The organism is Amylibacter marinus (assembly GCF_030160015.1).
In the GTDB taxonomy this organism is placed as follows: Bacteria; Pseudomonadota; Alphaproteobacteria; order Rhodobacterales; family Rhodobacteraceae; genus Amylibacter; species Amylibacter marinus.
The window spans coordinates 1048429-1071278 of the sequence record NZ_BSNN01000002.1 but is presented as its reverse complement, the minus strand read 5'-3'; the positions used below and the strand labels follow the sequence as shown (position 1 = coordinate 1071278).

At 53.8% G+C, this 22850-nt stretch carries 23 protein-coding genes; 14 read left to right on the top strand and 9 right to left on the bottom strand.

All coding sequences use genetic code 11. The features are described from left to right. Positions 1-34: 34 nt before the first annotated feature. Entirely contained in the window at positions 35-304 is a 270-nt protein-coding gene (locus QQL62_RS06130; protein WP_284377017.1) for a DUF1467 family protein, read from the bottom strand. 106 nt (positions 305-410) lie between these two features. Here QQL62_RS06130 and QQL62_RS06125 point away from each other — a divergent pair, with 106 nt between their 5' ends. Together QQL62_RS06125 and QQL62_RS06120 are read left to right on the top strand one after the other, a co-directional pair. After that, positions 411-1136 carry a response regulator gene (locus tag QQL62_RS06125; protein WP_284377016.1) on the top strand — a complete coding sequence of 242 codons (726 nt, stop codon included), beginning with the start codon at positions 411-413 and terminating at the stop codon, positions 1134-1136. 51 nt (positions 1137-1187) lie between these two features. Next, entirely contained in the window at positions 1188-1967 is a 780-nt protein-coding gene (locus QQL62_RS06120) for a hypothetical protein (protein WP_284377015.1), read from the top strand. 15 nt (positions 1968-1982) lie between these two features. Here QQL62_RS06120 and topA read toward each other — a convergent pair whose 3' ends face one another. The 3 genes from topA to tldD form a co-directional block, all read right to left on the bottom strand. After that, positions 1983-4625, bottom strand: coding sequence for a type I DNA topoisomerase (gene topA, locus QQL62_RS06115; RefSeq protein ID WP_284377014.1), 2643 nt, complete (start codon positions 4623-4625; stop codon positions 1983-1985). A gap of 97 nt (positions 4626-4722) precedes the next feature. Continuing rightward, positions 4723-5877 (bottom strand): DNA-processing protein DprA, encoded by a 1155-nt coding sequence (gene dprA / locus QQL62_RS06110; protein ID WP_284377013.1) that lies wholly within the window; start codon positions 5875-5877, stop codon positions 4723-4725. A 465-nt stretch (positions 5878-6342) separates the two neighbouring features. After that, a complete protein-coding gene (gene tldD, locus QQL62_RS06105; protein ID WP_284377012.1) occupies positions 6343-7770 on the bottom strand; it encodes a metalloprotease TldD in 1428 nt (475 codons plus the stop codon). 169 nt (positions 7771-7939) lie between these two features. Here tldD and coxB point away from each other — a divergent pair, with 169 nt between their 5' ends. The 10 genes from coxB (at position 7940) to QQL62_RS06055 (ending at position 17088) form a co-directional block, all read left to right on the top strand. Further along, positions 7940-8830, top strand: a complete 891-nt coding sequence (gene coxB, locus QQL62_RS06100) for a cytochrome c oxidase subunit II (protein WP_284377011.1) — start codon at positions 7940-7942, stop codon at positions 8828-8830. Positions 8831-8877: 47 nt separating this feature from the next. Continuing rightward, positions 8878-9828, top strand: coding sequence for a heme o synthase (cyoE, locus tag QQL62_RS06095; protein ID WP_284377009.1), 951 nt, complete (start codon positions 8878-8880; stop codon positions 9826-9828). Beyond that, the gene (locus QQL62_RS06090) at positions 9828-10001 is read left to right on the top strand and encodes a cytochrome C oxidase assembly protein (protein WP_284377006.1); all 174 of its coding nucleotides are present in this window, start codon (positions 9828-9830) and stop codon (positions 9999-10001) included. The genes cyoE and QQL62_RS06090 overlap by 1 nt, the downstream gene beginning before the upstream one ends. Further along, a complete protein-coding gene (locus QQL62_RS06085; protein ID WP_284377004.1) occupies positions 9998-10579 on the top strand; it encodes a cytochrome c oxidase assembly protein in 582 nt (193 codons plus the stop codon). The genes QQL62_RS06090 and QQL62_RS06085 overlap by 4 nt, the downstream gene beginning before the upstream one ends. A 21-nt stretch (positions 10580-10600) precedes the next feature. Further along, entirely contained in the window at positions 10601-11443 is an 843-nt protein-coding gene (locus tag QQL62_RS06080) for a cytochrome c oxidase subunit 3 (protein ID WP_284377002.1), read from the top strand. A 271-nt stretch (positions 11444-11714) separates the two neighbouring features. Then, positions 11715-12422: an SURF1 family protein gene (locus tag QQL62_RS06075; protein ID WP_284376999.1), complete on the top strand. Its 708-nt coding sequence runs from the start codon at positions 11715-11717 to the stop codon at positions 12420-12422. Positions 12423-12431: 9 nt separating this feature from the next. Next, positions 12432-13823, top strand: coding sequence for a threonine synthase (gene thrC, locus QQL62_RS06070; RefSeq protein WP_284376997.1), 1392 nt, complete (start codon positions 12432-12434; stop codon positions 13821-13823). Next, positions 13820-15085: a M16 family metallopeptidase gene (locus tag QQL62_RS06065; RefSeq protein ID WP_284376996.1), complete on the top strand. Its 1266-nt coding sequence runs from the start codon at positions 13820-13822 to the stop codon at positions 15083-15085. Before thrC ends, QQL62_RS06065 begins: the two co-directional genes overlap by 4 nt. Next, a complete protein-coding gene (locus QQL62_RS06060) occupies positions 15085-15681 on the top strand; it encodes a GNAT family N-acetyltransferase (protein WP_284376994.1) in 597 nt (198 codons plus the stop codon). Before QQL62_RS06065 ends, QQL62_RS06060 begins: the two co-directional genes overlap by 1 nt. A gap of 3 nt (positions 15682-15684) precedes the next feature. Beyond that, positions 15685-17088 (top strand): FAD-binding oxidoreductase, encoded by a 1404-nt coding sequence (locus QQL62_RS06055; protein WP_284376992.1) that lies wholly within the window; start codon positions 15685-15687, stop codon positions 17086-17088. 145 nt (positions 17089-17233) lie between these two features. Here QQL62_RS06055 and QQL62_RS06050 read toward each other — a convergent pair whose 3' ends face one another. The 5 genes from QQL62_RS06050 to QQL62_RS06030 form a co-directional block, all read right to left on the bottom strand. Beyond that, on the bottom strand, positions 17234-17767 hold the full coding sequence (locus QQL62_RS06050; protein WP_284376990.1) for an adenine phosphoribosyltransferase: 534 nt from the start codon (positions 17765-17767) through the stop codon (positions 17234-17236). A gap of 8 nt (positions 17768-17775) precedes the next feature. After that, on the bottom strand, positions 17776-18870 hold the full coding sequence (locus tag QQL62_RS06045) for an alpha/beta hydrolase (protein ID WP_284376988.1): 1095 nt from the start codon (positions 18868-18870) through the stop codon (positions 17776-17778). Beyond that, complete coding sequence (locus QQL62_RS06040) at positions 18867-19739, bottom strand: S-methyl-5'-thioadenosine phosphorylase (protein ID WP_431355747.1); 873 nt, start codon at positions 19737-19739, stop codon at positions 18867-18869. Before QQL62_RS06040 ends, QQL62_RS06045 begins: the two co-directional genes overlap by 4 nt. Before the next feature lie 76 nt (positions 19740-19815). Next, on the bottom strand, positions 19816-20277 hold the full coding sequence (locus QQL62_RS06035) for a protein-tyrosine phosphatase family protein (protein WP_284376986.1): 462 nt from the start codon (positions 20275-20277) through the stop codon (positions 19816-19818). Next, a complete protein-coding gene (locus QQL62_RS06030) occupies positions 20274-20876 on the bottom strand; it encodes a flavin reductase family protein (RefSeq protein ID WP_284376984.1) in 603 nt (200 codons plus the stop codon). Before QQL62_RS06030 ends, QQL62_RS06035 begins: the two co-directional genes overlap by 4 nt. Before the next feature lie 75 nt (positions 20877-20951). Between QQL62_RS06030 and QQL62_RS06025 the strand changes: the two genes are divergently transcribed. Together QQL62_RS06025 and QQL62_RS06020 are read left to right on the top strand one after the other, a co-directional pair. Next, positions 20952-21467 carry a GNAT family N-acetyltransferase gene (locus tag QQL62_RS06025; protein ID WP_284377196.1) on the top strand — a complete coding sequence of 172 codons (516 nt, stop codon included), beginning with the start codon at positions 20952-20954 and terminating at the stop codon, positions 21465-21467. 92 nt (positions 21468-21559) lie between these two features. Continuing rightward, entirely contained in the window at positions 21560-22801 is a 1242-nt protein-coding gene (locus tag QQL62_RS06020; RefSeq protein WP_284376982.1) for a leucine-rich repeat domain-containing protein, read from the top strand. The last annotated feature ends 49 nt before the right edge of the window (positions 22802-22850 follow it).

Below are 22850 nucleotides of genomic sequence, written 5' to 3'. Positions count from 1 at the left end.
CGCGATTACGCGCCTTTGGCCCAAAAGAAAAGACCTACTTTTCGATAATGTTGTAAAAATCGAACATATCCAGCGTAATCCAGCCCGATTTGATCACATAAACCAGAACAATGGTGACCAGTACAGAATAGATCGTGGTCCGAAATGCCACGCGCTTGGGGTGGAATTCCGCAGGTGCAGAACTGGGGGTGCCCTCAACTACATCGCCGCTCTCGGCCTGTGATGGCCGATTCCCCTGCAGATTCAGTAACAGCAACAGAAACCAAACCACTGCGAAAACTACAAATATTGCAGTAATGGACATACGAAGGACCTCTCAAGTAGAAAATTTGAACCAAAGTGGATTTTTATGAGCCGCGTTAGCGAGCTATTAGGAACTTGTGCGCCTTTATGGTGCAAAGGAGATTAATATGGAAGACGCAATCACAGACGCCCAAAAAATTCGGCCCACACGCCAAATTGATCGCCCCTTGTTGGGGCTGACGATTTTATTGGTCGAAGACAGTCGATATTTCTCTGATGCGGTGCGCCTAATGGCCATTCGATCTGGCGCGCGCCTGCGCCGTGCCGATTGTTTGCACTCTGCGCGCAAACATATTCGTATTTATCGCCCCGATGCGGTGCTGGTTGATCTGGGCCTGCCAGATGGTTCGGGTGCGGAATTCATCCGCGAGATTTCCAATGCCACAGGTGGTCCGCCGGTTATCGCCATGAGCGGCGAAATGAACCCCGCAGGGCAACAACATGCCCTAGGGGCAGGGGCCTCTTTGTATCTGCAAAAACCATTTTATGATCTCTCTAGCTTTCAGCAAACGGTTCTATCAGTTCTGCCACCAGAACAAGGGCCCAAATCATTTCGCCCCCGTGTTGTAGGTGATACCGTGCATCCAGACGAGGCATCCCTGGCCGAGGATTTGCACAATATTCAAGGGATTATGCGCGAGGCTATGCCCGAATCTGATCCCCACCGCCTAAGCTATTGCGCTCAATTCTTAACTTCTGTGGCGCAGGTGTCGGGGGATCTCGATCTGGCAACTGAGGCCGAGAACCTGCGGGTTGCACTCTCTCTTGGTGCCAAATGGCAAAACCGCTGTGCAAAGGTTCTAGAAATGCTCGAGCAACGCTTGGCCGCTTGATGCCGATGCAATGATTGGCTAGGTTTGCCAAAAATCAACAAGGCAAACCCAATGAACGTGGCATGGCAAATCGTTAAAAAATCGCTGCTGATTATTTCAGAAAACCTTTCGGATGCGCTGCGCCTAACGGGGGGGTTGTTTATCCTAACAATTTTCGCAAGCTCGGCTATAAACGTGATGTTTACCGGCGGCTTGCTTCCCCCGTCTGTGGATTTAACGGGGATAGATATCAGCGCTGGCGATCCCATTCAGCTGCCCGAGGGGTTGATCCAATCCAGCATTCTAAACGGGGCGCTGTTCTTCTTTGCGTTTTCGTGGCTGACGGTCTCTTGGCACCGCTACATCCTACAGGGTGAAATCCCACAATCCCTATTACCTGTGTGGAATGCGAAACGCGTGCTTAGCTATATGTGGCGCTCGGTTGTGGTGGTATTGTGTGTGCTTCTGATCGCCATGGGGGTCTCATTAGTCGCTTCGCTTGTTCTGGCGATTATTGGTTTGGGGATGCTCAGTACGATTATCACGCTACTGGCGTTTTATTATTTTCTATTACGCTTTGGTTTGGCTCTGCCGGCCTGCGCACTGGATAGCACCATGCCCCTGCCACAGAGTTTTGCGCAGACCAAACCCCTAGAGACGCATTTGATCGGTGTTGCCTGCATTCAGGTGTTTTTGATGACGGCAATCAGCCTGATTTCATCCCTAGCCGCCCCCAACAATGTGATCGGTGTTCTGATTTTTGCAGGGTTCCAGTGGATCGGTATTTTGATCTCTGCCAGCATTCTGACCACGCTATACGGCCATGTGGTCGAAGGGCGCGCGCTAAAATAACGCGCGCCAGTTCTATTATTCTGCGCTTGGGGCGGTTTTTGTCTTCGCTGCGGGCTTCTTTTTTGCCGCAGGTTTCTTGGCAGCTGGCTTCTTCGCCGCCGCCTTCTTCGGGGCCGCCTTCTTACGGGGCTTCTTTTTGGCGGATTTCGCCGCAATCAGCTCTAGCGCCATTTCCAACGTCACATCCGCTGGCTCCACATCCTTGGGCAGTGTGGCATTGATCTTTGCGAATTTCACATAAGGCCCATATCGCCCATCCATCACATTAATCGCACCACCCTCTTCTGGATGTTCGCCCAATTCCTTTAGCGGCGTTGCGGCTGCACCACGGCCGGTTTTATTGGCCTTCTCGGTGATCAACTCTACCGCACGGTTCATGCCGATGATGAAGACCTCTTCGGGGTCTTTCATATTGGCGTAAATTTTCTGGGCGGTTTTCTTACCCTCTTCAAGCGGTTTTTGCCACATTACATAGGGGCCAAATCGGCCAATGGCGGCGGTAATGGTGCCGCCTTCAGGGTGATCCCCCACATGGCGCGGCAGGGAGAGCAACAAGAGCGCACGCTCTAGATCTACGGCAGATAGGTCAGAACCTTTGGTGATCGATGCGCGCGGCGGTTTAGGCATTTCTTCGGTTGCCTGACCGCGCTGAACATAGGGGCCAAATCGCCCTGTGCGCAGGGTAATCAACTCGCCATCACCATCTACACCCAGCTCTTTCCCGTCTGGCCCTGCGATATCGCCGCCCTCTAACTCGCCCGATAGTGGGCGGGTATAGCGGCAATCTGGGTAATTCGAACAGCCAATAAAGGCGCCTCCAGAACGCGCGGTGCGCATGGATAGTCGCCCATCTCCACAGGTTTTGCATACCCGCGGATCAGATCCATCCTCATTAGCTGGGAAAATATGTGGCTCTAACACCTCGTTAATTTTTTCCAAAACCTCGGTAATACGTAGATCCGCAGTCTCGCCCACGGCGGCAGAAAAATCACGCCAGAACCGCGACAACACAACCTTGTAATCCATCTTACCAGCAGAAACCTGATCCAGTTCTTCCTCTAGGCTAGCGGTATAATCATACCCGACATATTGGCGGAAATAATTCTCTAGAAAGGCAATAACAAGGCGCCCCTTGTCCTCTGCAATTAGGCGACTGCCTTCTTTGCGCACATATTCGCGGGTCTGGATGGTGGTTACGATTGAGGCATAGGTTGAGGGGCGCCCGATGCCCAATTCTTCCATGCGCTTGACCAAGGTTGCCTCGGTATAGCGTGGTGGGGCTTGGGTGAAATGCTGATGTTGGTTCACTGCTGACTTCGCGGTTTTATCGCCCTCGGTTAGCTGTGGTAGACGCTTGTCATTGTCATCGACAACACTGTCGTCCCGATCATCACGACCTTCTTCATAAACCTTTAGGAACCCTTCGAAAACAACCACCTGACCGGTGGCGCGCAGACCAACTTGGCCGTCATCAGATCCGATATCAATGGTGGTGCGCTCCATCTTGGCGCTGGCCATTTGGCTGGCGATTGTGCGCTTCCAGATCAGATCGTACAGCTTGCGTTGATCGGCCTCTAGTTTTGGCAGATCAGCGGCGGAATTTGCCATAACTGTGGGGCGAATACACTCGTGGGCCTCTTGGGCGTTCTTGGCTTTGTTTTTGTAAACGCGGGGCTTTTCGCTGGCAAAATCAGCGCCATAGCGGGATTTGATTGCATCGCGCGCCTCGGTGACGGCCTCTGGGGCCATATCGATTCCATCCGTCCGCATATATGTAATATGCCCGGCCTCATAGAGACGCTGAGCGGTTGACATGGTTTGGCGTGCACCAAACCCAAACTTGCGCGAGGCCTCTTGTTGGAGGGTAGATGTCATAAAGGGTGCGGAGGGGTTTCGGGTGGCAGGTTTCGCCTCGACCTTTTGCACCGATAGATCGCGCGCATTCACAGCACTGACTGCCAATTCGGCGGCGGCCTCGTTTTCGATATCGAATTTTTCCAGCTTCTTGCCGCCCAGCACGCGTAGGCTGGTTTCAAACTCTTGCCCGCGTGGGGTTTTCAAAAGCGCCTTAACCGACCAATATTCGCGCGGTTTGAAAGCTTCGATTTCCATCTCGCGCTCTACGATCAGGCGCAGGCATACCGATTGCACACGGCCGGCAGATTTTGCACCGGGCAATTTGCGCCACAACACGGGCGAGAGGTTAAACCCAACCAAATAGTCTAATGCGCGGCGCGCCAAATAGGCCTCGACCAGCTCCATATCCACTTGGCGTGGGTTTTTCATGGCCTCGGTCACGGCTGCTTTGGTGATGGCGTTGAACACTACGCGGCTGACGGGCGTGTCTTTCTTAACCACGCGGCGCTTGCGCAGGGCCTCCTCTAGATGCCAAGAAATCGCCTCTCCCTCACGGTCGGGGTCGGTCGCAAGGATCAGGGCGTTATCTTCCTTTAGGGCATCAGCGATGGCCTTGATGTGCTTTTTAGAATCACTGGCCACCTCCCATTTCATCTCGAATTCATTGTCGGTATCTACCGATCCATCCTTGGGTGGTAGATCACGAACATGGCCATAGGAGGCCAGAACAGTAAAGTCATCGCCCAAGTATTTATTGATGGTTTTGGCCTTTGCGGGGCTCTCTACGACGACAACTGGCATATGTTTCTTTCACTGAAATTCTTTGGTTCCTTGGGCGCGGAAGATGTGGCGTATCGGGGGGTAATGTCAACACTCCTTTATATAGGAGGGGGAATTTTCAATTAACGAGCGCTAAAATTCCCCCAGCTTGGCGTTGAATTTTTCCGCTCATTTCCAATGCAGTCAACTGGCGCGAAACAACCGCGGCGGGAAAGCCCATGTCGCGAATAACCAGATCCTCTGGTGTAGCGTTGGCCGATAACAGATCCAGAATTTGGGCATCAATCGCCTCACTGCTGGGTATTTGCTCGGAGGAGGCGGGCTCACTTTTCTGATCGCTAACATCCGCCAAAGCGCTTGATCGGCGCGGCTGACCGCAGGGCTGGCCAAGGGCGCGGTCGATATCGGCGCCATCGCGCACCAATGTCGCGCCATCCCGGATCAAAATATTACACCCAGATGCACGCGGATCAATTGGACTACCGGGTACGGCCAAAACCTCGCGCCCCTGATCCATGGCGGCACGCGCGGTGATCAGGCTGCCAGATCGCGCTGCCGCCTCTATCACCACCACCCCTAGGCTTAGCCCTGCAACAATCCGGTTGCGCTGCGGAAAATGTCGTGCCTGCGGTACCAAGCCGATCGGATGCTCGGATAGGCACAGACCCTCGGTGCCGATTTGCTCTTGAAGGTCAGCGTTTTCTTTGGGGTAAACAACGTCAAGCCCACCGGCCTGTACGGCGATGGTGCCTGTGGCAATAGATTTTTGATGTGCCACCGTATCAATCCCACGCGCCAACCCCGAGACGACCACATAACCAATTTCGCCCAAGGCGTAGGCCACGCGCGACGCCATGCGTAACCCCAAGCTAGAGGCATTGCGTGCACCAATTACGGAAACACAGGGGCGCGCGGCCAATGCTATGTCCCCCCGGGCCCATAAAAATGCAGGGGCATCACTGGCCTGTGCCAATAATGCGGGATAATCCGATGCGCCTAAAAACAGTGGGCGATACCCAAGGCTATACCCCAGATCTAATTCGCGCTCGGCGCTATGGCTGTCATAGGGATGATAGGATTTTACACCCGATATGCGTGCAACCTCGGGCAGGGCCGCCAATGCCCCACCACAGCTATCGTAATCATCCAACAAACTGACAAATGTCGCCGGCCCCACACGGTGGCTACGACATAGGCGCAGCCAGTCAACCTGTTCGCTCTGGCTGTGGGGCAGCCGATGGCTGGGAATCTTCGGTGGTGTATCGATCATCATCACAGTCTGCGCGCACATGGTTAACAGGGTCTAAATCCGCTGGCAGGGTTTCCTAACTTTGCTGTGGTTTTTGGTATCACCCTACCGCGCGACGCCGCGAATGGTGCCGATCGGGGCCACATGGGGGCCTCATCATACCTATGGACATTATATGCGAAATATTGACCTCGGCCGGATCAGGCTGAATACCAGCCGAAGAAATCAAGGCGCAGAGGGCGAGTTACCCTTTTATACACTTGTGTAAGTGATCCCAAAAAAAAGCGCCTAGTCGGGCAGGGTGGCGCTGGTGGCTAAGCTGCTACCTTCCATTGCAGATGGGGGCAATGCAGGAACAGCCAATGCCGCCCCCATGCGGGATAAAATCTGCCGTCGGTTCATAATAGCCTCCCTTGGTGACTGTTATGTAGATGGGAGGGGCAAAGTACACTAGCAGAGTTACCCTAGTAAAATATAGAAATATGGGCTCTAGGTCTGTGATCCACCCACCGTTAGCCCACCAATCATTAGGCTAGGCTGCCCAACACCCACTGGCACCCATTGGCCGGCCTTGCCGCAATTTCCCATCCCTGGGTCTAGCGCCATATCATTGCCGATGGCGCGAATATGTTTCAGCGCGGTTGCCCCATCGCCGATCAGGGTTGCGCCCTTGACTGGCGCGCCAACTTTGCCGTTTTTCACGCGGTATGCCTCGGTACAGCTAAAGACAAATTTGCCATTGGTGATATCGACCTGACCACCACCAAAACCCACAGCGTAAATACCATCCTTTAGATCCGCCACGATATCCTGTGGATTGGCATCACCGCCCAGCATATAGGTGTTGGTCATACGCGGCATCGGCGCGTGGGCATAGCTTTCGCGTCGCCCGTTGCCCGTGGGGGCCACATCCATCAGACGGGCGTTTTGGCGATCCTGCATATAGCCAACCAAAATCCCATCGTCGATCAGGGTGTTTTTGCCCGATTGCGTGCCCTCGTCATCAAAGCTGATCGAGCCACGCCGATCAGGGATGGTGCCATCATCTAGCACTGTAACGCCCTTGGCCGCGATCCGTTGCCCCATTAACCCCGCAAAGGCCGATGTTCCTTTGCGGTTGAAATCGCCCTCTAACCCATGACCAATGGCCTCGTGTAGTAAAATACCCGGCCATCCTGGGCCAAGCACCACATCAAACTGACCTGCGGGCGCGGGCACTGCCTCTAGGTTCACCAGCGCAATACGCAGGGCCTCGTGCACCTTGGGCTTCCAGGCCTCGGGGGTGATCAGCTGAGAGAGGCTATGGCGACCACCGCCGCCGGCTGTTCCGCTCTCGCGGCGGCCATCCTGTTCGACTATCACCGATATATTCACGCGCGTCATCGGGCGCACATCGCGTAGGCGTGTGCCCTCGGGGCGCAATATCTCTACCTCTTGTAGGGATGCGGCCATGCTGGCGCTAACCTGCACCACACGGGCATCAAGGCTGCGGGCAAAATCGTCTATTTCCTTTAGAACATCTAGTTTCACCGAAAACTCTGCATCGGAAATCGGATCCGCATCACTATAGAGGCGTTGGTTCGTTGGTACGGGGGCGTCGGCCAATGTGCCCCCCCCAGATCCAACCGCTAGCCGGGCGGTTTCGGCGGCGCGCTTTAGCGCGGCCTCGTTCATCTGGGTGGAATGGGAATAGCCTGCGGTTTCGCCGCGCACTGCGCGCAGGCCAAAGCCCTCGGAGGCATTATAGCTCGCGGTTTTCACCCGCCCATCATCCAAAACCAATCCCTCGGATCGCTTGCGCTCGCAGAACAGCTCGCCGTCATCAGCCCCGTCAATAGTATCACGCAAGATCCCCAAGGCGGCGGCCTCGTCGAAATTGTTTTCAAACGGGCGAAATGGGGCGGAGGCATTGCTCATGGCGGTGTCCTTTGATCAAATGGGCGAATTTTGCTAATTTTTGTCACAAGCGGCGCAATGCCGCAAATGGAAAGCTTGTTCTTTTGGGTATATTATGGTTTTAGCAGTGAGAAGAGACAACTGGGGATTCTGCGCAGGGACGCAAAACCCTAAAAATAGGATGTATCGCATGGCAATTGCAAAAGTTTTGAAAACTTCAGCCGCCGCTTTGGTTGGTTTCACACTCGCAGGAAGCGCATTTGCGCAACAAAGCTTGGAAACAATCGGCAAGCCTATCGACAAGGGCATTGATTTTCAAACACCGGTTACCGAAGTTGCCCGCGATATTCAGTGGCTGGATAACTTCTTGTTGTGGATCATCGGCATCATTTGTTTGTTTGTGACAGTGTTGCTGGTTTACTGTGCTGTGCGCTTTAGCGCCAAACGCAACCCTGTGCCCGCTACATTCTCGCATAACTCGACCTTGGAAAAAGCCTGGACAATGATCCCCGTGCTGATCCTTCTGGCGATTATGCCACCCAGCCTGAACTTGTTGTTCAAACAGCTGGAAATTCCAGAAGCTGACATCACAATCAAGGCTATCGGCAACCAATGGTATTGGACACATGAATATGTGGACCATGAGTTTGGGTTCGATAGCTTTATGCTAGAGCGTGACCAATTAGCCGAAAACGGCTATGCGGATGACGAATATCTGTTGGCAACCGACACCGCTGTTGTCGTGCCTGTAGGTAAAACAGTTGTTGTACAGGTTACTGCATCTGATGTGATCCACTCGTGGACAATCCCGGCATTCGGCGTAAAGCAGGATGCAGTACCGGGTCGTTTGGCCGAGTTGTGGTTCAATGCCGAAAAAGAGGGCGTGTATTTCGGCCAGTGTTCAGAATTGTGCGGCAAGGATCACTCTTACATGCCGATCACGGTTAAGGTTGTAAGCCAAGAGGCATACGATGCATGGCTGGATGGCGCGATCAAAGAGTACGCCGGCATCCCGCGCAGCGTTGAATATGCCGAGGCAAACATGGCCAAAGTATTGGCCGCCGAAACCGCCACCAATTAAGTAATCCACCACGGCAGGCGAATAACCTGCCAACCTTTGGGATTGTTATGACCGATACAAGCGCATCCGCGACGCATACCGCGTCGGATTTTGGTGACGTGGTTTCATTGCTGAAGCCTCGGGTGATGTCGCTTGTGGTTTTTACCGCTGCTGTTGGGTTAATTGTCGCACCGGTATCTGTGCACCCGTTCCTTGGCTTTTGCGCCATTTTATTCATAGGGCTGGGCGCGGGGGCGTCTGGTGCGCTGAATATGTGGTGGGATGCAGATATCGATGCCATCATGAAACGAACGCAATCGCGCCCTGTACCGGCAGGCAAGGTTACCGCCCATAATGCGATGCTGGTTGGGCTATGGATGTCTGTTCTATCGGTGGCGATGCTGGGGCTGGCGGCGAATTGGTTCGCGGCGGCTTTTCTGGCCTTTACGATCTTCTTTTATGCCGTGATTTATTCCATGTGGTTGAAACGCTCTACCCCGCAGAACATCGTGATCGGTGGCGCTGCTGGGGCCTTCCCGCCCATGGTCGGCTGGGCGGCGGCAACGGGGGGCGTATCTATCGAGGCGTGGGGTATGTTCATGCTGATCTTCATGTGGACGCCACCACATTTCTGGGCGCTGGCTTTGTTTATGAACGATGATTACACCAAGGCGGGTGTTCCCATGCTAACCGTGACCCACGGGCGGCGCACAACGCGCAAGCACATCATGGTCTACACGGTTCTGCTAACGCCCTTTTGTATCGGGCTAGGGTTTACCTCTATTGGGGGGCCTGTTTATTTTCTGGCTTCGCTTATTCTAAGCGTGATGTTCCTGCGCGGGGCATATGGTTTGTATACCCGTGCGGAAGAAACCGCCGAGGCCGATAAATATATCGCCGAACGCAGGGTGTTCAAGTTCTCGCTGTTCTATCTGTTTATACTCTTCGCGGCATTGCTGGTTGAAGAAGTAATGCGCAATCTTTCAATCGGCCTTGAAAATTGGCCAGTGGTGATCTGATGACTGACGAAGAAATTCATGCGCGCCGCGCGAAGAACAACAAAATGCTGGGCCTTGTGCTCGTGGGATTTGTGGTCATCGTGTTTGGCATTACCATCGTTAAAATGACCAAAGGCCACAACATGGAGGCCTTTGACCATGTGCGCCGTCCGGCGCTAGAGGTCACCCAATGAGCGAAGCCCAACACAAAAAAACCGCCCTATCCTTTATGGGGCTAGTCGTTGTGATGTTGGGGCTGTCCTTTGCGGCGGTGCCCTTTTACGACTGGTTTTGCCGAGTCACAGGTTTTGGCGGTGTAACACAGGTGGCCGCCACCAACAGTGATAAGGTGCTAGATCGCGAAATCTCTGTGCGCTTCGATGGATCACTTGATTCCAATATGCCATGGGAGTTCAAACCCGTGGTTCGGAAAATGACGCTAAAGATTGGCGAGACCGGTCTGGCTTTTTATGAGGCGCATAACCCCACCGACCAACCGATTGCTGGTACCGCCAGCTTTAATGTGTTTCCTTATTCCGCAGGCAGCTATTTCACTAAAATAGATTGCTTCTGCTTTGAGATGCAGGTGCTACAGCCCGGTGAAACCGTGCAAATGCCCGTGACCTTTTTTGTCGATCCAGAAATGATTCATGATGCAGAGGCCGGCAACCTGAAAAGCATAACCCTGTCATATACATTCCATGTGACAGATTTACCCAGTGAACAAGCAAGCCTTGAAACTGACCCTAAAACCCAAGTAAAGAGACAATAACAGACAGGGGATTTGTCGACCATGGCACATGAAAAAGACCACGATTATCACATTCTAACACCCAGCAGTTGGCCATTTTTTGGTGCGATCAGCGCATTTGTTATGCTGGTTGGCGCTGTTTTGGCGTCACATCACCTGGGACGCGGTAGCGAATCCGTAACATTTGGCGGCATCCCATTGTCACCATGGATGTTCATCATCGGGCTGTTGATGGTGCTTTACACTATGTTCGGCTGGTGGAGCGAAGTGGTTAAGGAATCTCATGTCGGCGATCACACACCGGTGGTTGTTATTGGCCTGCGCTACGGCGTGATCATGTTCATCATGTCAGAGGTGATGTTCTTCGTTGCTTGGTTCTGGTCATTCTTTAAACACGCGATTTTCCCAATGGGCCCAGATAGTCCCGCGGTAGACGGCGTCTGGCCACCTGTAGGTATCGAAACATTCGATCCATGGCACCTGCCGTTGATCAACACGCTGATCTTGTTATGCTCTGGCTGTATGGCCACTTGGGCGCACCATGCGCTGGCCCATGACAATGATCGCAAGGGTCTGGTTTGGGGCTTGGTTGGTGCAATTGCATTGGGTGCGATTTTCACCGTGTTCCAAGTATATGAATATGGCCACGCGGCCTTCTCGTTCCGCGATAATATCTATGGTGCGAACTTCTTTATGGCCACTGGCTTTCACGGGTTCCACGTTCTGGTGGGCACAATCTTCTTGGCTATCTGCTTGATGCGTGCGCTGAAAGGCCACTTTACACAAGAACGCCACGTTGGATTTGAAGCAGCCGCATGGTACTGGCACTTCGTTGATGTGGTATGGTTGTTCCTGTTCTTCGCCGTATACATCTGGGGCGGCTAGGGCCGAAACCATTTGGGTTTTATCGGGCGCTGGGGGAACTCAGCGCCCTTTCTTATGGGGGTGTTACACCTGCGCGCGCCGACCCCATGGGGGCAATCGCGTCGATTGGGCAGGTAGATTTCCCGAAAGTCTGGTTCAAAATTCCAACAAACCTGCACATCCACCTTGGTATTCTGCCAATTCGGCGCGCGATACCACATATGCGCGTTAAGGCTTGGCCTTGGCGGCAATTTGCGTTACTTCATCGCCAAACAACCCCATGGATCCCCAGATGAGCAAACGCATGATCGCGCCCTTGATTTTTGGCCTTGGCGGCATCGTCATTTTGCTGTGGCTGGGGTTCTGGCAACTGGGGCGCTTAGAATGGAAACAGGGGATCATTGAGCGTGTTACCACACAAATGGGGGCCGATCCGGTATCCCTAGTATCACAATACAAACGCACAGATAGCATCCTTGATCGCAACTATGTGCGCGTGGCCTTCGATGGGGTGCTAACAGGGCGCGAGGCCCATGTTTACGCCCCTCAGGCAGGTCAAAACCTAGGCTATCACGTGGTGGCTGAATTTCAGTCTTCGGGTAAATCCATGCTTCTGGATCTGGGGATTATCCCTGCAAGTGCCAAAGAGGATGCGCGCCCTAGTGGCCCAATCCGCGGCACAGGGCATGTGCTGACCCCCCAAGATCACGATGATGCCTTTACCCCGGATCCAGATCTGGAAAAGAACATCTATTTCTCTCGCTTTCTTGCACCCATAGCGCAGAATATGAATACAACCCCCTTTATGGTGGTGGTAGAACAGGCCGAAATCCAGATCGATGGCACGTGGCGCCCCTATGATGCCACTGCCTTTCGTCCGGTGCAGGCCAGCTTTAAAAACGATCATTTAGAATACGCGATTACGTGGTTTTCCCTTGCCTTGGTATGGCTTGGGATGACACTCTACCTGCTGTGGCGTATCCGAAGAAAAACCGTCTAAGAGGACAGTATGAAATATATCTCTACACGCGGCCAAGCGCCCGAACTTAGCTTCGAGGAGGCCATGCTTACAGGGCTTGCCCGTGATGGTGGACTGTATGTTCCCTCAACTTGGCCTACACTTAGCGCCGATGAAATCGCAGGCTTTGCCGGCCAGTCCTACGAGGAGATAGCCTTTGCGGTGATGAAGCCCTTTATTGGCGATACCTTTGGGGATGATGAATTCCGTGCAATCCTAAAACGCGCCTACGCCAGCTTTGCCCATGCTGCCAAATGCCCGCTCGTGCAATTAGACGATAACCACTATTTACTAGAGCTGTTCCATGGCCCCACCTTGGCCTTCAAGGATGTGGCGATGCAGCTGATCGGGCAGATGTTCGAGGCAGCACTAAAGCGGCGCGGCGAACGGGTCACGATTGTGGGGGCCACATCGGGTGATACTGGATCCGCTGCAATGGAGGCCTTCAAAGGTTTAGATGCGGTGGATGTATTCATCATGTACCCCCATGGGCGGGTGTCCGAGGTGCAACGCCGCCAGATGACCACCCCCACCGAGGATAACGTGCATGCGCTGGCTGTTGATGGCGATTTTGATACCTGTCAGGCGCTCCTGAAAGAGATGTTCAATGATTTCGAATTCCGCGATGGCGTGAAATTGGCTGGCGTCAATTCCATCAACTGGGCGCGGGTTCTGGCGCAGGTGGTCTATTATTTCACATCTGCTGTCAGCCTAGGTGCACCGCACCGCGCGGTTTCTTTTACTGTGCCCACCGGCAACTTTGGCGATATTTTTGCGGGCTATGTGGCCAAACGCATGGGGCTTCCCATCGATCGTCTGGTCATTGCTACCAATCAAAATGACATCCTGCACCGCACTTTGCAATCTGGCGAACATGCCAAGACGGGGGTTACACCCTCTATCAGCCCGTCAATGGATATTCAGGTTAGCTCTAATTTCGAGCGTTTGGTGTTTGATCTCTATGATCGCGAAGGCGCGGCTATTGCACAATTGTTTGATGCGCTGAAAGATGACGGCACGTTCACATTGTCCCAAGGGGCAGTGGATTTGTTGCGTGCCGAGTTTGATTCTGGCAAGTGTACCGAGACCGAGACCTCTGCCACCATCAAATCCGCATTGACCCAAACGGGCGAGGTATTGTGCCCGCATTCCGCCGTTGGCGTAAAGGTGGCTAATCAGCAGCCAAAATCCGCGACCCCAATGATCACGTTGGCCACGGCCCACCCCGCCAAATTCCCCGCCGCGGTAAAAGACGCCTGCGGTGTGCACCCAGAGCTGCCTGCGCATATGGCCGATCTGTTTGACAGAGACGAGCGCGTTACCCGCGTGGCTGGTGATTTGGGTGCGGTACAATCTGTGATCCGCGCTGGAATCAAATCATGAGCGAATTCTTACGTATCACCACATTAGAAAATGGCTTTCGTATCGTTAGCGAATATATGCCCGGCCTGAAATCAGCGTCTCTTGGCGTCTGGGTTAACGCTGGATGCCGCAATGAACAGGTTCAACAAAACGGCATTGCGCATTTTCTAGAACACATGGCCTTTAAGGGCACAAAAAAACGCAATTCCCTGGAAATCGCCGAGGCGATAGAAAACGTTGGTGGCTATATCAACGCCTATACCAGCCGTGAAATGACGGCCTATTACGTGCGTGTCCTCGAAGAGGATGTGGCGCTAGGTGTCGATGTTATTTCGGATATTGTGTTGAATTCTATATTCGACCCCAAAGAGCTAGAGATCGAGCGCGGCGTAATCCTACAGGAGATTGGGCAATCTCTTGATACGCCCGATGATATCATTTTTGATTGGTTGCAAGAGGCCGCCTATCCCGATCAGCCCATGGGGCGCCCTATTTTGGGCCCTGCGGAACGTGTGCGGGCCTTTGGGCGCGACGATTTACAGGCCTTTGTGGATCAGCACTACAATCCAGAAAACATGGTGTTTGCCGCTGCAGGTGCAATCGATCATGATGTGTTGGTCGATATGGCCAGCCAAATGTTTGGCAATTTAAAACGCCAGCCATTGCTAATGGCAAATGATGCACGCTTTGTTGGCGGTGAGCGCCGCGTGGCCAAGGATCTTGAGCAGGCCCATTTCGCGCTCACATTGGAATCAGCCAATTATCTTGATGATCAGATCTATACCGCTCAGATTTATGCCGGCGCATTAGGTGGGGGCATGTCATCGCGCCTGTTCCAAGAGGCTCGTGAAAAACGCGGCCTGTGCTATTCAATCTATGCCAGTGCTGGCGCCTTTCGCGATAGTGGTATGATGACGATTTACTCCGGCACCAGTGGTGATGATATTGCTGGGCTTGCCAATCTTACGATAGACGAGCTGAAACGGGCAGCGTCGGATATGAGCGAAGACGAGGTTGCCCGTGCGCGGGCCCAGATGAAGGCTGGCATGTTGATGGGATTGGAAAGTGCTTCGAACAGATGTGAGCGCCTGGCGCGGATGGTGGCAATATTTGGCCGCGTACCGGCATTGGATGAGGTGATCGCCAAAATTGATGCGGTGAATGCGTCCGATGTGCGAGCCTTTGGGCAGTCGCTATGCGCGGGCGCGCCGGCACTTGCGCTATACGGGCCGGTGGACAATGCCCCCGAAGTGGGGCAATTGGCACGGGCCTTGGCGGCATAATGTTTGGGCGCGGTACAAGGCTTGAGCTGCAAAGCCCGCGCTGTATCTTGCGCCTGCCTGTGGCCAAAGATCATGCGCAATGGGTGCATTTGCGCCAAAATTCCGCAGAGTTTCTGCGAGGATGGGAGCCAGTCTGGGCGCCTGATCATTTCAGCAAAAGCGCATTTCAAAATCGCGTTTTTTGGGCAAAGAAAACGTTCGATGAGGGGGATGGCCTGCCGTTGTTTATTGTCGAACGTGACAGCAAGCATTTGCTGGGGGCGATTACGTTGGATAATATCCGCCGCGGCCCGGCACAGGCGGCAACGCTGGGCTATTGGATCGGTCAAGATTATGCGCGTATGGGATATATGAGCGAGGCTATCAACGCCATTGTTGCCTATGCATTTTCAAAACTTGATCTCAGTCGGATCGAAGCTGCGACGCTACCTGAAAATAAACCATCGCGCGGGTTGTTGGAGAAGTCGGGCTTTAAATACGAAGGCGTTGCGCAAAGCTATCTGCAAATTGCGGGGCGGTGGCGCACACATGTGCTCTATGCAAATATTCGTATGGATCGGCGCGGAAAAACCGATGCTGGCGTGATCGGGGGCTAGGGGATGACCGCTCTGCTTGACCAATTTATTGCAGCCTTTGGCGCCGATATGGTCAGCATGGCCACCGAGGCCTATTTGGGCGAACCACGCGGGCATTATATCAGCGCGCCGCGGCCCCTGTTACGCCCGCGTACTGTGGACGAGGTCTCTGCGATTGTTCGGTTTTGCAATGAACTGAGCGTTGGCGTGGTGCCCTATGGCGGTGGTACTGGCTTGGTTGGTGGTCAGGTTTATGATGGCGATCGCCCCTGTATTATCCTGTCGCTCGAGCGGATGAATGCGCTGCGGGGGATCTATCCAGATGAAAGCGTGATGGTGGTCGAGGCGGGGGTTATTCTGGCCGATGCACAAGGCTATGCAGATGCCCATGATCGCTTGTTTCCCCTATCACTGGCCGCCGAGGGATCCTGCCGTATTGGCGGAAATTTGGCCACCAATGCCGGGGGTGTTCAGGTGTTGCGCTATGGGAATGCACGCGACTTGTGTCTGGGGGTTGAGGCGGTGTTGCCCGATGGGTCAATTCATCACGGGCTGCGCCGATTGCGCAAGGATAACACTGGCTATGACCTGCGCAACCTGTTGATTGGATCCGAGGGCAGCCTTGGGGTGATTACCGCCGCCAGCCTGAAGCTATTCCCAAAACCACGCGAGGTCAGCACCGCCCTGCTGGCGTTAGAAAATCCCGCGGTGGCGATCGACATTTTGGGGCGTTTGAATACGCAATTGGATGGGGTGATTTCGGCATTCGAGTTGATCGGGCGCGCAGGGTTTGAATTTGTAGCCGAGCAAATGCCTCATATCCGCCAGCCTTTTGCACAGGTGCCGGAATGGGCGGTGCTGGTTCAGGCGGCCAGTGGCACTGGATCAAATGTAGAGGCGCGCATGATGCAGGCCCTAACCACAGAAATAGAGCGTGGCTCGGTGCAGGATGCGGTGATTGCCCAGTCTATCGCACAGGCCGATGCCCTGTGGGAATTGCGCGAAACCATCCCCGAGGCCAATCGCGCCATTGGCGCAATTGCCAGCCACGATGTGTCTATTCCGATTTCACGTATTCCAGAATTCATCGAAACCATGCCTGCCGTTTTGGCGCGAATTGGTGATGTGCGGATAAACTGTTTTGGGCATCTGGGGGATGGTAATCTACATTACAATATCTTCCCCCCTTGGGGCGCGCATAAATCGGATTTCGCGGATCAGCGCGCGGCCTTCAGTGCGGCGATCCATGACAAAGTTGCTGCGCTGGGGGGCTCTATCTCTGCCGAACATGGGGTCGGGCGGCTAAAGGCACGGGCACTGTTGCGCTATGGCGACGGGGCAAAATTGGCGGCTATGCGCGCTATAAAGGCGGCGCTAGATCCCCAAAACATTATGAACCCAGATGCGGTGGTGGCCAAGGAAGACTAGCCCAAAAGTAATTACGCCCCACCAAGGGTAAGGTGAGGCGTAGGGCAAGCAGCGGTTCCATCGGAACCTAATAGAGTATTGCCGTACAAATATTTCCAACTGGTTAACCAAGTCAAAAATTTGTCGTTACTTTTCTAAAAAATCTCTACAGCCCATCAAAGGCGCATAGAACATGGGTTTTCACACCCATTTTTTCTATCTTTGCCCGCCCACCTAAATCCGGTAGATCAATGATAAACGCCGCCAATGTGACCTCGGCGCCCAGGCGTTCAATCAGCTTTATTCCAGCCTCGGCAGTGCCGCCCGTGGCGATCAGATCATCAAACAGTAAAACCTTGTCGCCAGCATCCAGCGCATCGTCGTGGATTTCCACCGTGGCCTGCCCGTATTCCAATGCGTAATCCTCGCTGATGGTTGACCCGGGTAATTTACCTGCCTTGCGGATCATGGTAAACCCAATCCCCAGCTTATAGGCCAAGGCAGCCCCTAGCATGAAGCCGCGCGCCTCTAGGCCGGCGATTTTGTCGAACTTTTGATCCCCAAGGGCGGCGGCCATTTGGTCCACTGTTTCGCGCAGACCAACGGGGTCATTAAACAGAGTGGTCACATCGCGAAACATGATGCCTTCGTGGGGGAAATCAGGGATGGTGCGAATGAAATCGCGCAGATCAACAGTCATGGGGGCCTCTAGGGGTTTAGGATAATTTGGGTGGCGTCATTGGCGGTTTGCACAATACGCGACACCACATTGCTGCCGCGGCGCGCGGTTTTCTGAGTATCCAGCAGATCGCGCATGTGATCGGGGTTTGACAGGATTGCCAGCAATGTCGGCGAGGTGGCCGCCACCGAATGGTTGAGGATATCGGTGCTGTCGGTAAAGCTGGTGATATCTATCAAATCCACATTCACATTGCGCAGTTTTTCTGGATTATCGATCAGCCCCAATCGTTTGCCCGATCCTGTAATAAACGACGATAGGCGCAGGGCGATATCGCGCTGCGATGCAAAGATCAGGAATTGCTCTGGGGCTGGGGTGATGCGGCGCATTTGCATCAAGAACACATTCACATCGATATCGGGCGAGATGAAGATCACCCCGCGAATGGCCGATAACAGCTTGGTATTGCCCTTGATAGAGGCCTGACGCAGGGTCTCCATCGTTAGGGCTGATCCGATGGAATGGGCCACCAGATACACGCCATTTGGGTTGGCGGCGGCGATATCGTCCAAGAATTGCTCGAAGCCATCACGTGCAAACAGCACGGAATCGCGATCATGGATATAGCCGCGTGCATCCCCGGAAGAGGGCCATGCATAGTGAAACTTCTGGCCGGTAATATTCACATCCTGTGCGATCTGGGCAAACCGATACAGGCCCTCGGCGAAGGTATTGTTATAACCATGCACAAAGACCACCGCATCCTCGGTACTGATACTAGATCGAACCGCCGTACGAAAATCGCCTCGGGTTTCATAGGTCTGAATATCACGAGTCAGAAAATGTTGGCTGGGGTCTGGGGTATCATCCTGGGGCCATTCTACGCGTCCTAGCGTATGAGTGGGAGGCACAGAAATATCATAGCGCGCCAAGGACACCTGTGAGGTGCGTAGCGCATTAAATTCATGTGCTCCCTCTTTTTGTCGCGTAGTGGCGATGAAAATCTGCTGGAGCGATACCGAGGTATCATTTTGCGAGACCTGAGGATACAAAACAATCTCGCCGCGTGGCGTACAGCCCAGCACAAGGCCCAGCGCAAGGCCCATAATAAGGTGCCTGATCATCCGAGAACACGCCCAGCGATTGCATCTAGTTTGGCCACCATAGCAGGGTCTCTGGCCTCTGGTTGGGTGATGATAGCAAATTCCAGCGCCTTGTCACAGCCATGGGGGCAATCTGAACGGGCCTCACCCAGCCGTTCGGGCAATTGGGCGATAATGGATTTCGCCTTGCTGGCATTGCCCATCAATGTAGCGATGATCTGGGTTACATCTACCTCGCCGTGATCTGGGTGCCAGCTGTCATAATCCGTGATCATGGCGACGGATGCGTAGCACAGCTCTGCCTCACGGGCCAATTTAGCCTCGGGCATATTGGTCATACCAATCACATCTGCCCCCCAATGTTCGCGGTACATTTTGCTCTCGGCTAGGGTCGAGAATTGCGGGCCCTCCATGGCCAAATAGGTGCCACCCATATGGGCGGTAATGCCCGCAGACAGCGCCGCATCATAGCAATGCTGGCTGAGGCGCGGACAGGTAGGGTGGGCCACGCTTACATGTGCTACACAGCCAGGTCCGAAGAATGATTTCTCGCGGTCAAATGTGCGATCGATAAACTGATCCACGATCACAAAGTCACCGGGCGCCATTTCTTCTCGAAAAGATCCACAGGCAGAGACAGAGATGACATCCGTGACACCTGCACGTTTCAGGGCGTCGATATTGGCGCGGTAATTTACGGTGCTAGGGGTTTGCACATGGCCACGCCCATGGCGGGGTAGAAACACCATTTTCACACCGTTCAGCTTGCCCACCAGTAGATCATCTGATGGGGCCCCAAAGGGGCCCTCGACGGAAATCCACTGAGCATCCTCCAATCCATCGATTTCGTATACGCCGCTGCCGCCGATAATGCCGATTACTGTGTCCATAATTGTCCCCATTAGATAGTTTTTCGCATGTTATGCCGTGGTGCAGGGCGAGGAAAGGGGCTTCACCCCAAGTTGATCAATTTTGCGCGGATGTAGCCCATAAATACTGAGCATCGGTTTCAACCGCGTGCGCACGTGCGCGGCGCACATCAGCCAAAGCCGATTGCGGTTCTTGGCCTTGAGTCACCAACAGGCGCAGTGCCAACATCCCCGAGCGTCCCCGCCCACCCAGACAATGGATCAGCACCCGCTGGCCCGCCCGCAAAGCGTGATCCAGCCGAGAAACCAGATCAGAAACATCCTGTTCGGGGGTGCCGAAGTCAGGTATTGGGCAAGGCAGCCAATGGCCCGATACCGCCGCTAGATGGTCTGGAAAATCTGCAAAGGGGTATTCCACCTCTGTGGTTAACGTGACCGCTATGTCCGCCTGCCAGCGCGAAATAGCGGCGAAATCCGCAGGCGCACGGGGCAGGGGGCAGATGCCAATATCCCCGGCAATCATTGGGGATAGGTCATATATATCAAAGGCTTCGCTCATGTGCTGGGGCGGGTAAGCTGAAATATCTCGCCCACTGCGGCATAGTCGCGATAGCCAAGGCGCGCCAAGGGGCGGTACAGCGTCACATCCAGCAGGCCATCAACCAGATAGCGATCTTGGATATGCACAGCCGTGACCATGCCCATGATCCACTCATAGCCCCCCGGCAAGGGAACCGCCTGAAACAGCCGGCATTCCAGCGTTGCGGGTGCATCGGTCACATAGGCGGCATCAATTGTCTGTGCCTGTGATTTTTCCAACCCTGCAAGGGCAAATTCATCCTGATCTGCGGGATAGTTTCCCGAAGAGATGTTCATGGCATCTTGAAGGTGCTCGGGCACAATCGAGATGCAAAACACGCCGGTTTCGTGGATATTTCTGGCGCTGTCTTTGGGGGCGGTGCCGTCCAACTTTGCGGCCCCAGAAGAAAACCCGACAATCGGGGGCGTGTCACTGATGCCATTGAAAAAGGAATAGGGCGCAAGGTTATCGCGCCCCTGCGCATCACGCGTTGATACCCATGCAATCGGGCGTGGGGCGACTATGGCCTTAAAGGGGTCATGGGGCAGGCCATGGCCATTTTCGGGTTTATAGAACATCTTGGTCTTTCTGTTGTGTTGCCCAAGGTTTATCGCCATGTTATCGGCGAAACCAGAGACAATGTGGCATGGACAATGATAGAGATTTCGCAAGAGCAAGCAGAGGATTGGTGGCAGGTTGAAAACCTGTACGATCTGTCCTTTGCACCGGGTCGCGAGGCGCTCAGCTCTTATCGTCTGCGCGAAGGGGTATCGCCCGTGTCAGATCTAAGTATGGTGGCGCGCGCAGCAGAAAGTGGCGTAATTGCGGCGATTCGCTATTGGCCCATTGTAATTGGTGACAAAAATGCCCCTGCATTGTTGTTGGGGCCAATCGCGGTTCACCCCGCGCATCAGAGCGAGGGATTGGGCGGCGGCTTAATGCGCGCCTCTTTGCAAATGGCGAAGGAGTTGGGGTGGAAACGGGTGATTCTGGTTGGAGATTACCCCTATTATCAACGCTTTGGCTTTGTGCCTGCGCGGGAATTAGAATTCCCGCCACCCACGAATCCTGATAGATTGCTGTGCCTAGCATTGGATGAGGCGGGGTTCTCTGGGGTGTCTGGGGCGATAAAATCGGTAAAATCTGTTGCCTCTGGGCATGGGGTGTAAAAAAACCGCCCGAAAATTGACCATGTTGATGTTTTTTCATTGAACAATCGGCCTAATTGCGGTGTCATAGGAACAAGTTTAGAGGAGTTGTTATGCCGGTTCGTTTATTGGTTATGATTGCAGGGTATGTGGCGGTTTGCGTTGCTGTGTTCAAATTTTGGCCACAAGCCGATGGTGACGTAGTGGTTGCCACGCAAAAAATCACGCCTGCGCCGGTAAGCCAGCCCGTGGCACAACCCGTAGATCAGGTGCAGCCGGCCCAGCCCTCGCGCCCTGTTGAGCCCAAGGCGAAACCGGTAGTGGCACAGCCGGTGACCCCCGCGCCCGTGGCAAAGCCCGAGCCGCAGGTGGCTGCCGTAGCGCCCTCCCAACCACGGGTGGTTGATGATGGGCCATCAAATGTAACCTCGCAGGAGCGCTTGATTTCATCTGCTGATCGTATGGCCTTGCTTGAGGTTTGGACAATCATCGAGGAATGTCGCCTAGATCGCTGTGAAACGATGAACCTGTCCAGCGTTGGTCTGGCATTTGTGCCCGATGAAATCAAAGATTTGCGCCGCCTGAGTACATTGATCGTTGGCGAAAAGGTCAGCGATATACAAGCGCTGAGTGGCATGCGTAACATTCGTACACTTAACCTAAATGGTAGCCAAGTAGACAGCATTGCGCCCGTTTCCAATTTGACCGGTTTGAAGTTCTTGGAAATCGCCAATTCCAAGGCGTCTGACATTGCGCCACTGGCGAATTTGGGCGCTTTAGAGCATGTGGATTTTTCCGGTACGGATGTTGCCAATATCGCGCCCTTGGCTGATCTGGTGAACCTAAGCTATCTGGATGCTTCAAACAGCAATGTTTATGATCTTACACCCTTTGGCACGATGTTTGAATTGCAGGAAATTCTCCTGAACGATACCAAGATATTGGATCTGTCCTATCTGTCACGTTTGGATAAGTTGCGCCGCCTAGAAGTCGCGCGCACTGAAATTGTGACTTTGCCGGATCTCAGCACCAACCTTGATATGGAGTTTCTAGATATATCGGGAACACAGATTTCCGATCTTACGCCGATCCGCCGTTTAGAGAATCTAGAGGTCTTGAAGATTGCCGGAACCAAGGTCCGCAATCTGGATAAAATTTCTGGTCTGCGCTACCTACGCGAGCTGGATTTGAGCAATACGCAACTTGATAGCCTTGATCCGCTTCGTGATTTGGCCAGCCTAGAATTGGTCTACATCAGCGCGGTGCCACCAAATTCCATCGAGATATTGGCGGAACTTCGTGGCCGCGGTGTGAACATCGAACAAGGCCAGGTATCGGGCGGTGAATTCCAATAGAGGAATTCACCCAGTAGGAACACATCAAGGGCCCTTGGGCCCTTTTTTG

Coding starts and splice junctions, on each gene's coding strand:
- QQL62_RS06130 (WP_284377017.1), bottom strand. CDS start 304: ATGTCCATTACTGCAATATTTGTAGTTTTCGCAGTGGTTTGGTTTCTG.
- QQL62_RS06125 (WP_284377016.1), top strand. CDS start 411: ATGGAAGACGCAATCACAGACGCCCAAAAAATTCGGCCCACACGCCAA.
- QQL62_RS06120 (WP_284377015.1), top strand. CDS start 1,188: ATGAACGTGGCATGGCAAATCGTTAAAAAATCGCTGCTGATTATTTCA.
- topA (WP_284377014.1), bottom strand. CDS start 4,625: ATGCCAGTTGTCGTCGTAGAGAGCCCCGCAAAGGCCAAAACCATCAAT.
- dprA (WP_284377013.1), bottom strand. CDS start 5,877: ATGATGATCGATACACCACCGAAGATTCCCAGCCATCGGCTGCCCCAC.
- tldD (WP_284377012.1), bottom strand. CDS start 7,770: ATGAGCAATGCCTCCGCCCCATTTCGCCCGTTTGAAAACAATTTCGAC.
- coxB (WP_284377011.1), top strand. CDS start 7,940: ATGGCAATTGCAAAAGTTTTGAAAACTTCAGCCGCCGCTTTGGTTGGT.
- cyoE (WP_284377009.1), top strand. CDS start 8,878: ATGACCGATACAAGCGCATCCGCGACGCATACCGCGTCGGATTTTGGT.
- QQL62_RS06090 (WP_284377006.1), top strand. CDS start 9,828: ATGACTGACGAAGAAATTCATGCGCGCCGCGCGAAGAACAACAAAATG.
- QQL62_RS06085 (WP_284377004.1), top strand. CDS start 9,998: ATGAGCGAAGCCCAACACAAAAAAACCGCCCTATCCTTTATGGGGCTA.
- QQL62_RS06080 (WP_284377002.1), top strand. CDS start 10,601: ATGGCACATGAAAAAGACCACGATTATCACATTCTAACACCCAGCAGT.
- QQL62_RS06075 (WP_284376999.1), top strand. CDS start 11,715: ATGAGCAAACGCATGATCGCGCCCTTGATTTTTGGCCTTGGCGGCATC.
- thrC (WP_284376997.1), top strand. CDS start 12,432: ATGAAATATATCTCTACACGCGGCCAAGCGCCCGAACTTAGCTTCGAG.
- QQL62_RS06065 (WP_284376996.1), top strand. CDS start 13,820: ATGAGCGAATTCTTACGTATCACCACATTAGAAAATGGCTTTCGTATC.
- QQL62_RS06060 (WP_284376994.1), top strand. CDS start 15,085: ATGTTTGGGCGCGGTACAAGGCTTGAGCTGCAAAGCCCGCGCTGTATC.
- QQL62_RS06055 (WP_284376992.1), top strand. CDS start 15,685: ATGACCGCTCTGCTTGACCAATTTATTGCAGCCTTTGGCGCCGATATG.
- QQL62_RS06050 (WP_284376990.1), bottom strand. CDS start 17,767: ATGACTGTTGATCTGCGCGATTTCATTCGCACCATCCCTGATTTCCCC.
- QQL62_RS06045 (WP_284376988.1), bottom strand. CDS start 18,870: ATGATCAGGCACCTTATTATGGGCCTTGCGCTGGGCCTTGTGCTGGGC.
- QQL62_RS06040 (WP_431355747.1), bottom strand. CDS start 19,739: ATGGACACAGTAATCGGCATTATCGGCGGCAGCGGCGTATACGAAATC.
- QQL62_RS06035 (WP_284376986.1), bottom strand. CDS start 20,277: ATGAGCGAAGCCTTTGATATATATGACCTATCCCCAATGATTGCCGGG.
- QQL62_RS06030 (WP_284376984.1), bottom strand. CDS start 20,876: ATGTTCTATAAACCCGAAAATGGCCATGGCCTGCCCCATGACCCCTTT.
- QQL62_RS06025 (WP_284377196.1), top strand. CDS start 20,952: ATGATAGAGATTTCGCAAGAGCAAGCAGAGGATTGGTGGCAGGTTGAA.
- QQL62_RS06020 (WP_284376982.1), top strand. CDS start 21,560: ATGCCGGTTCGTTTATTGGTTATGATTGCAGGGTATGTGGCGGTTTGC.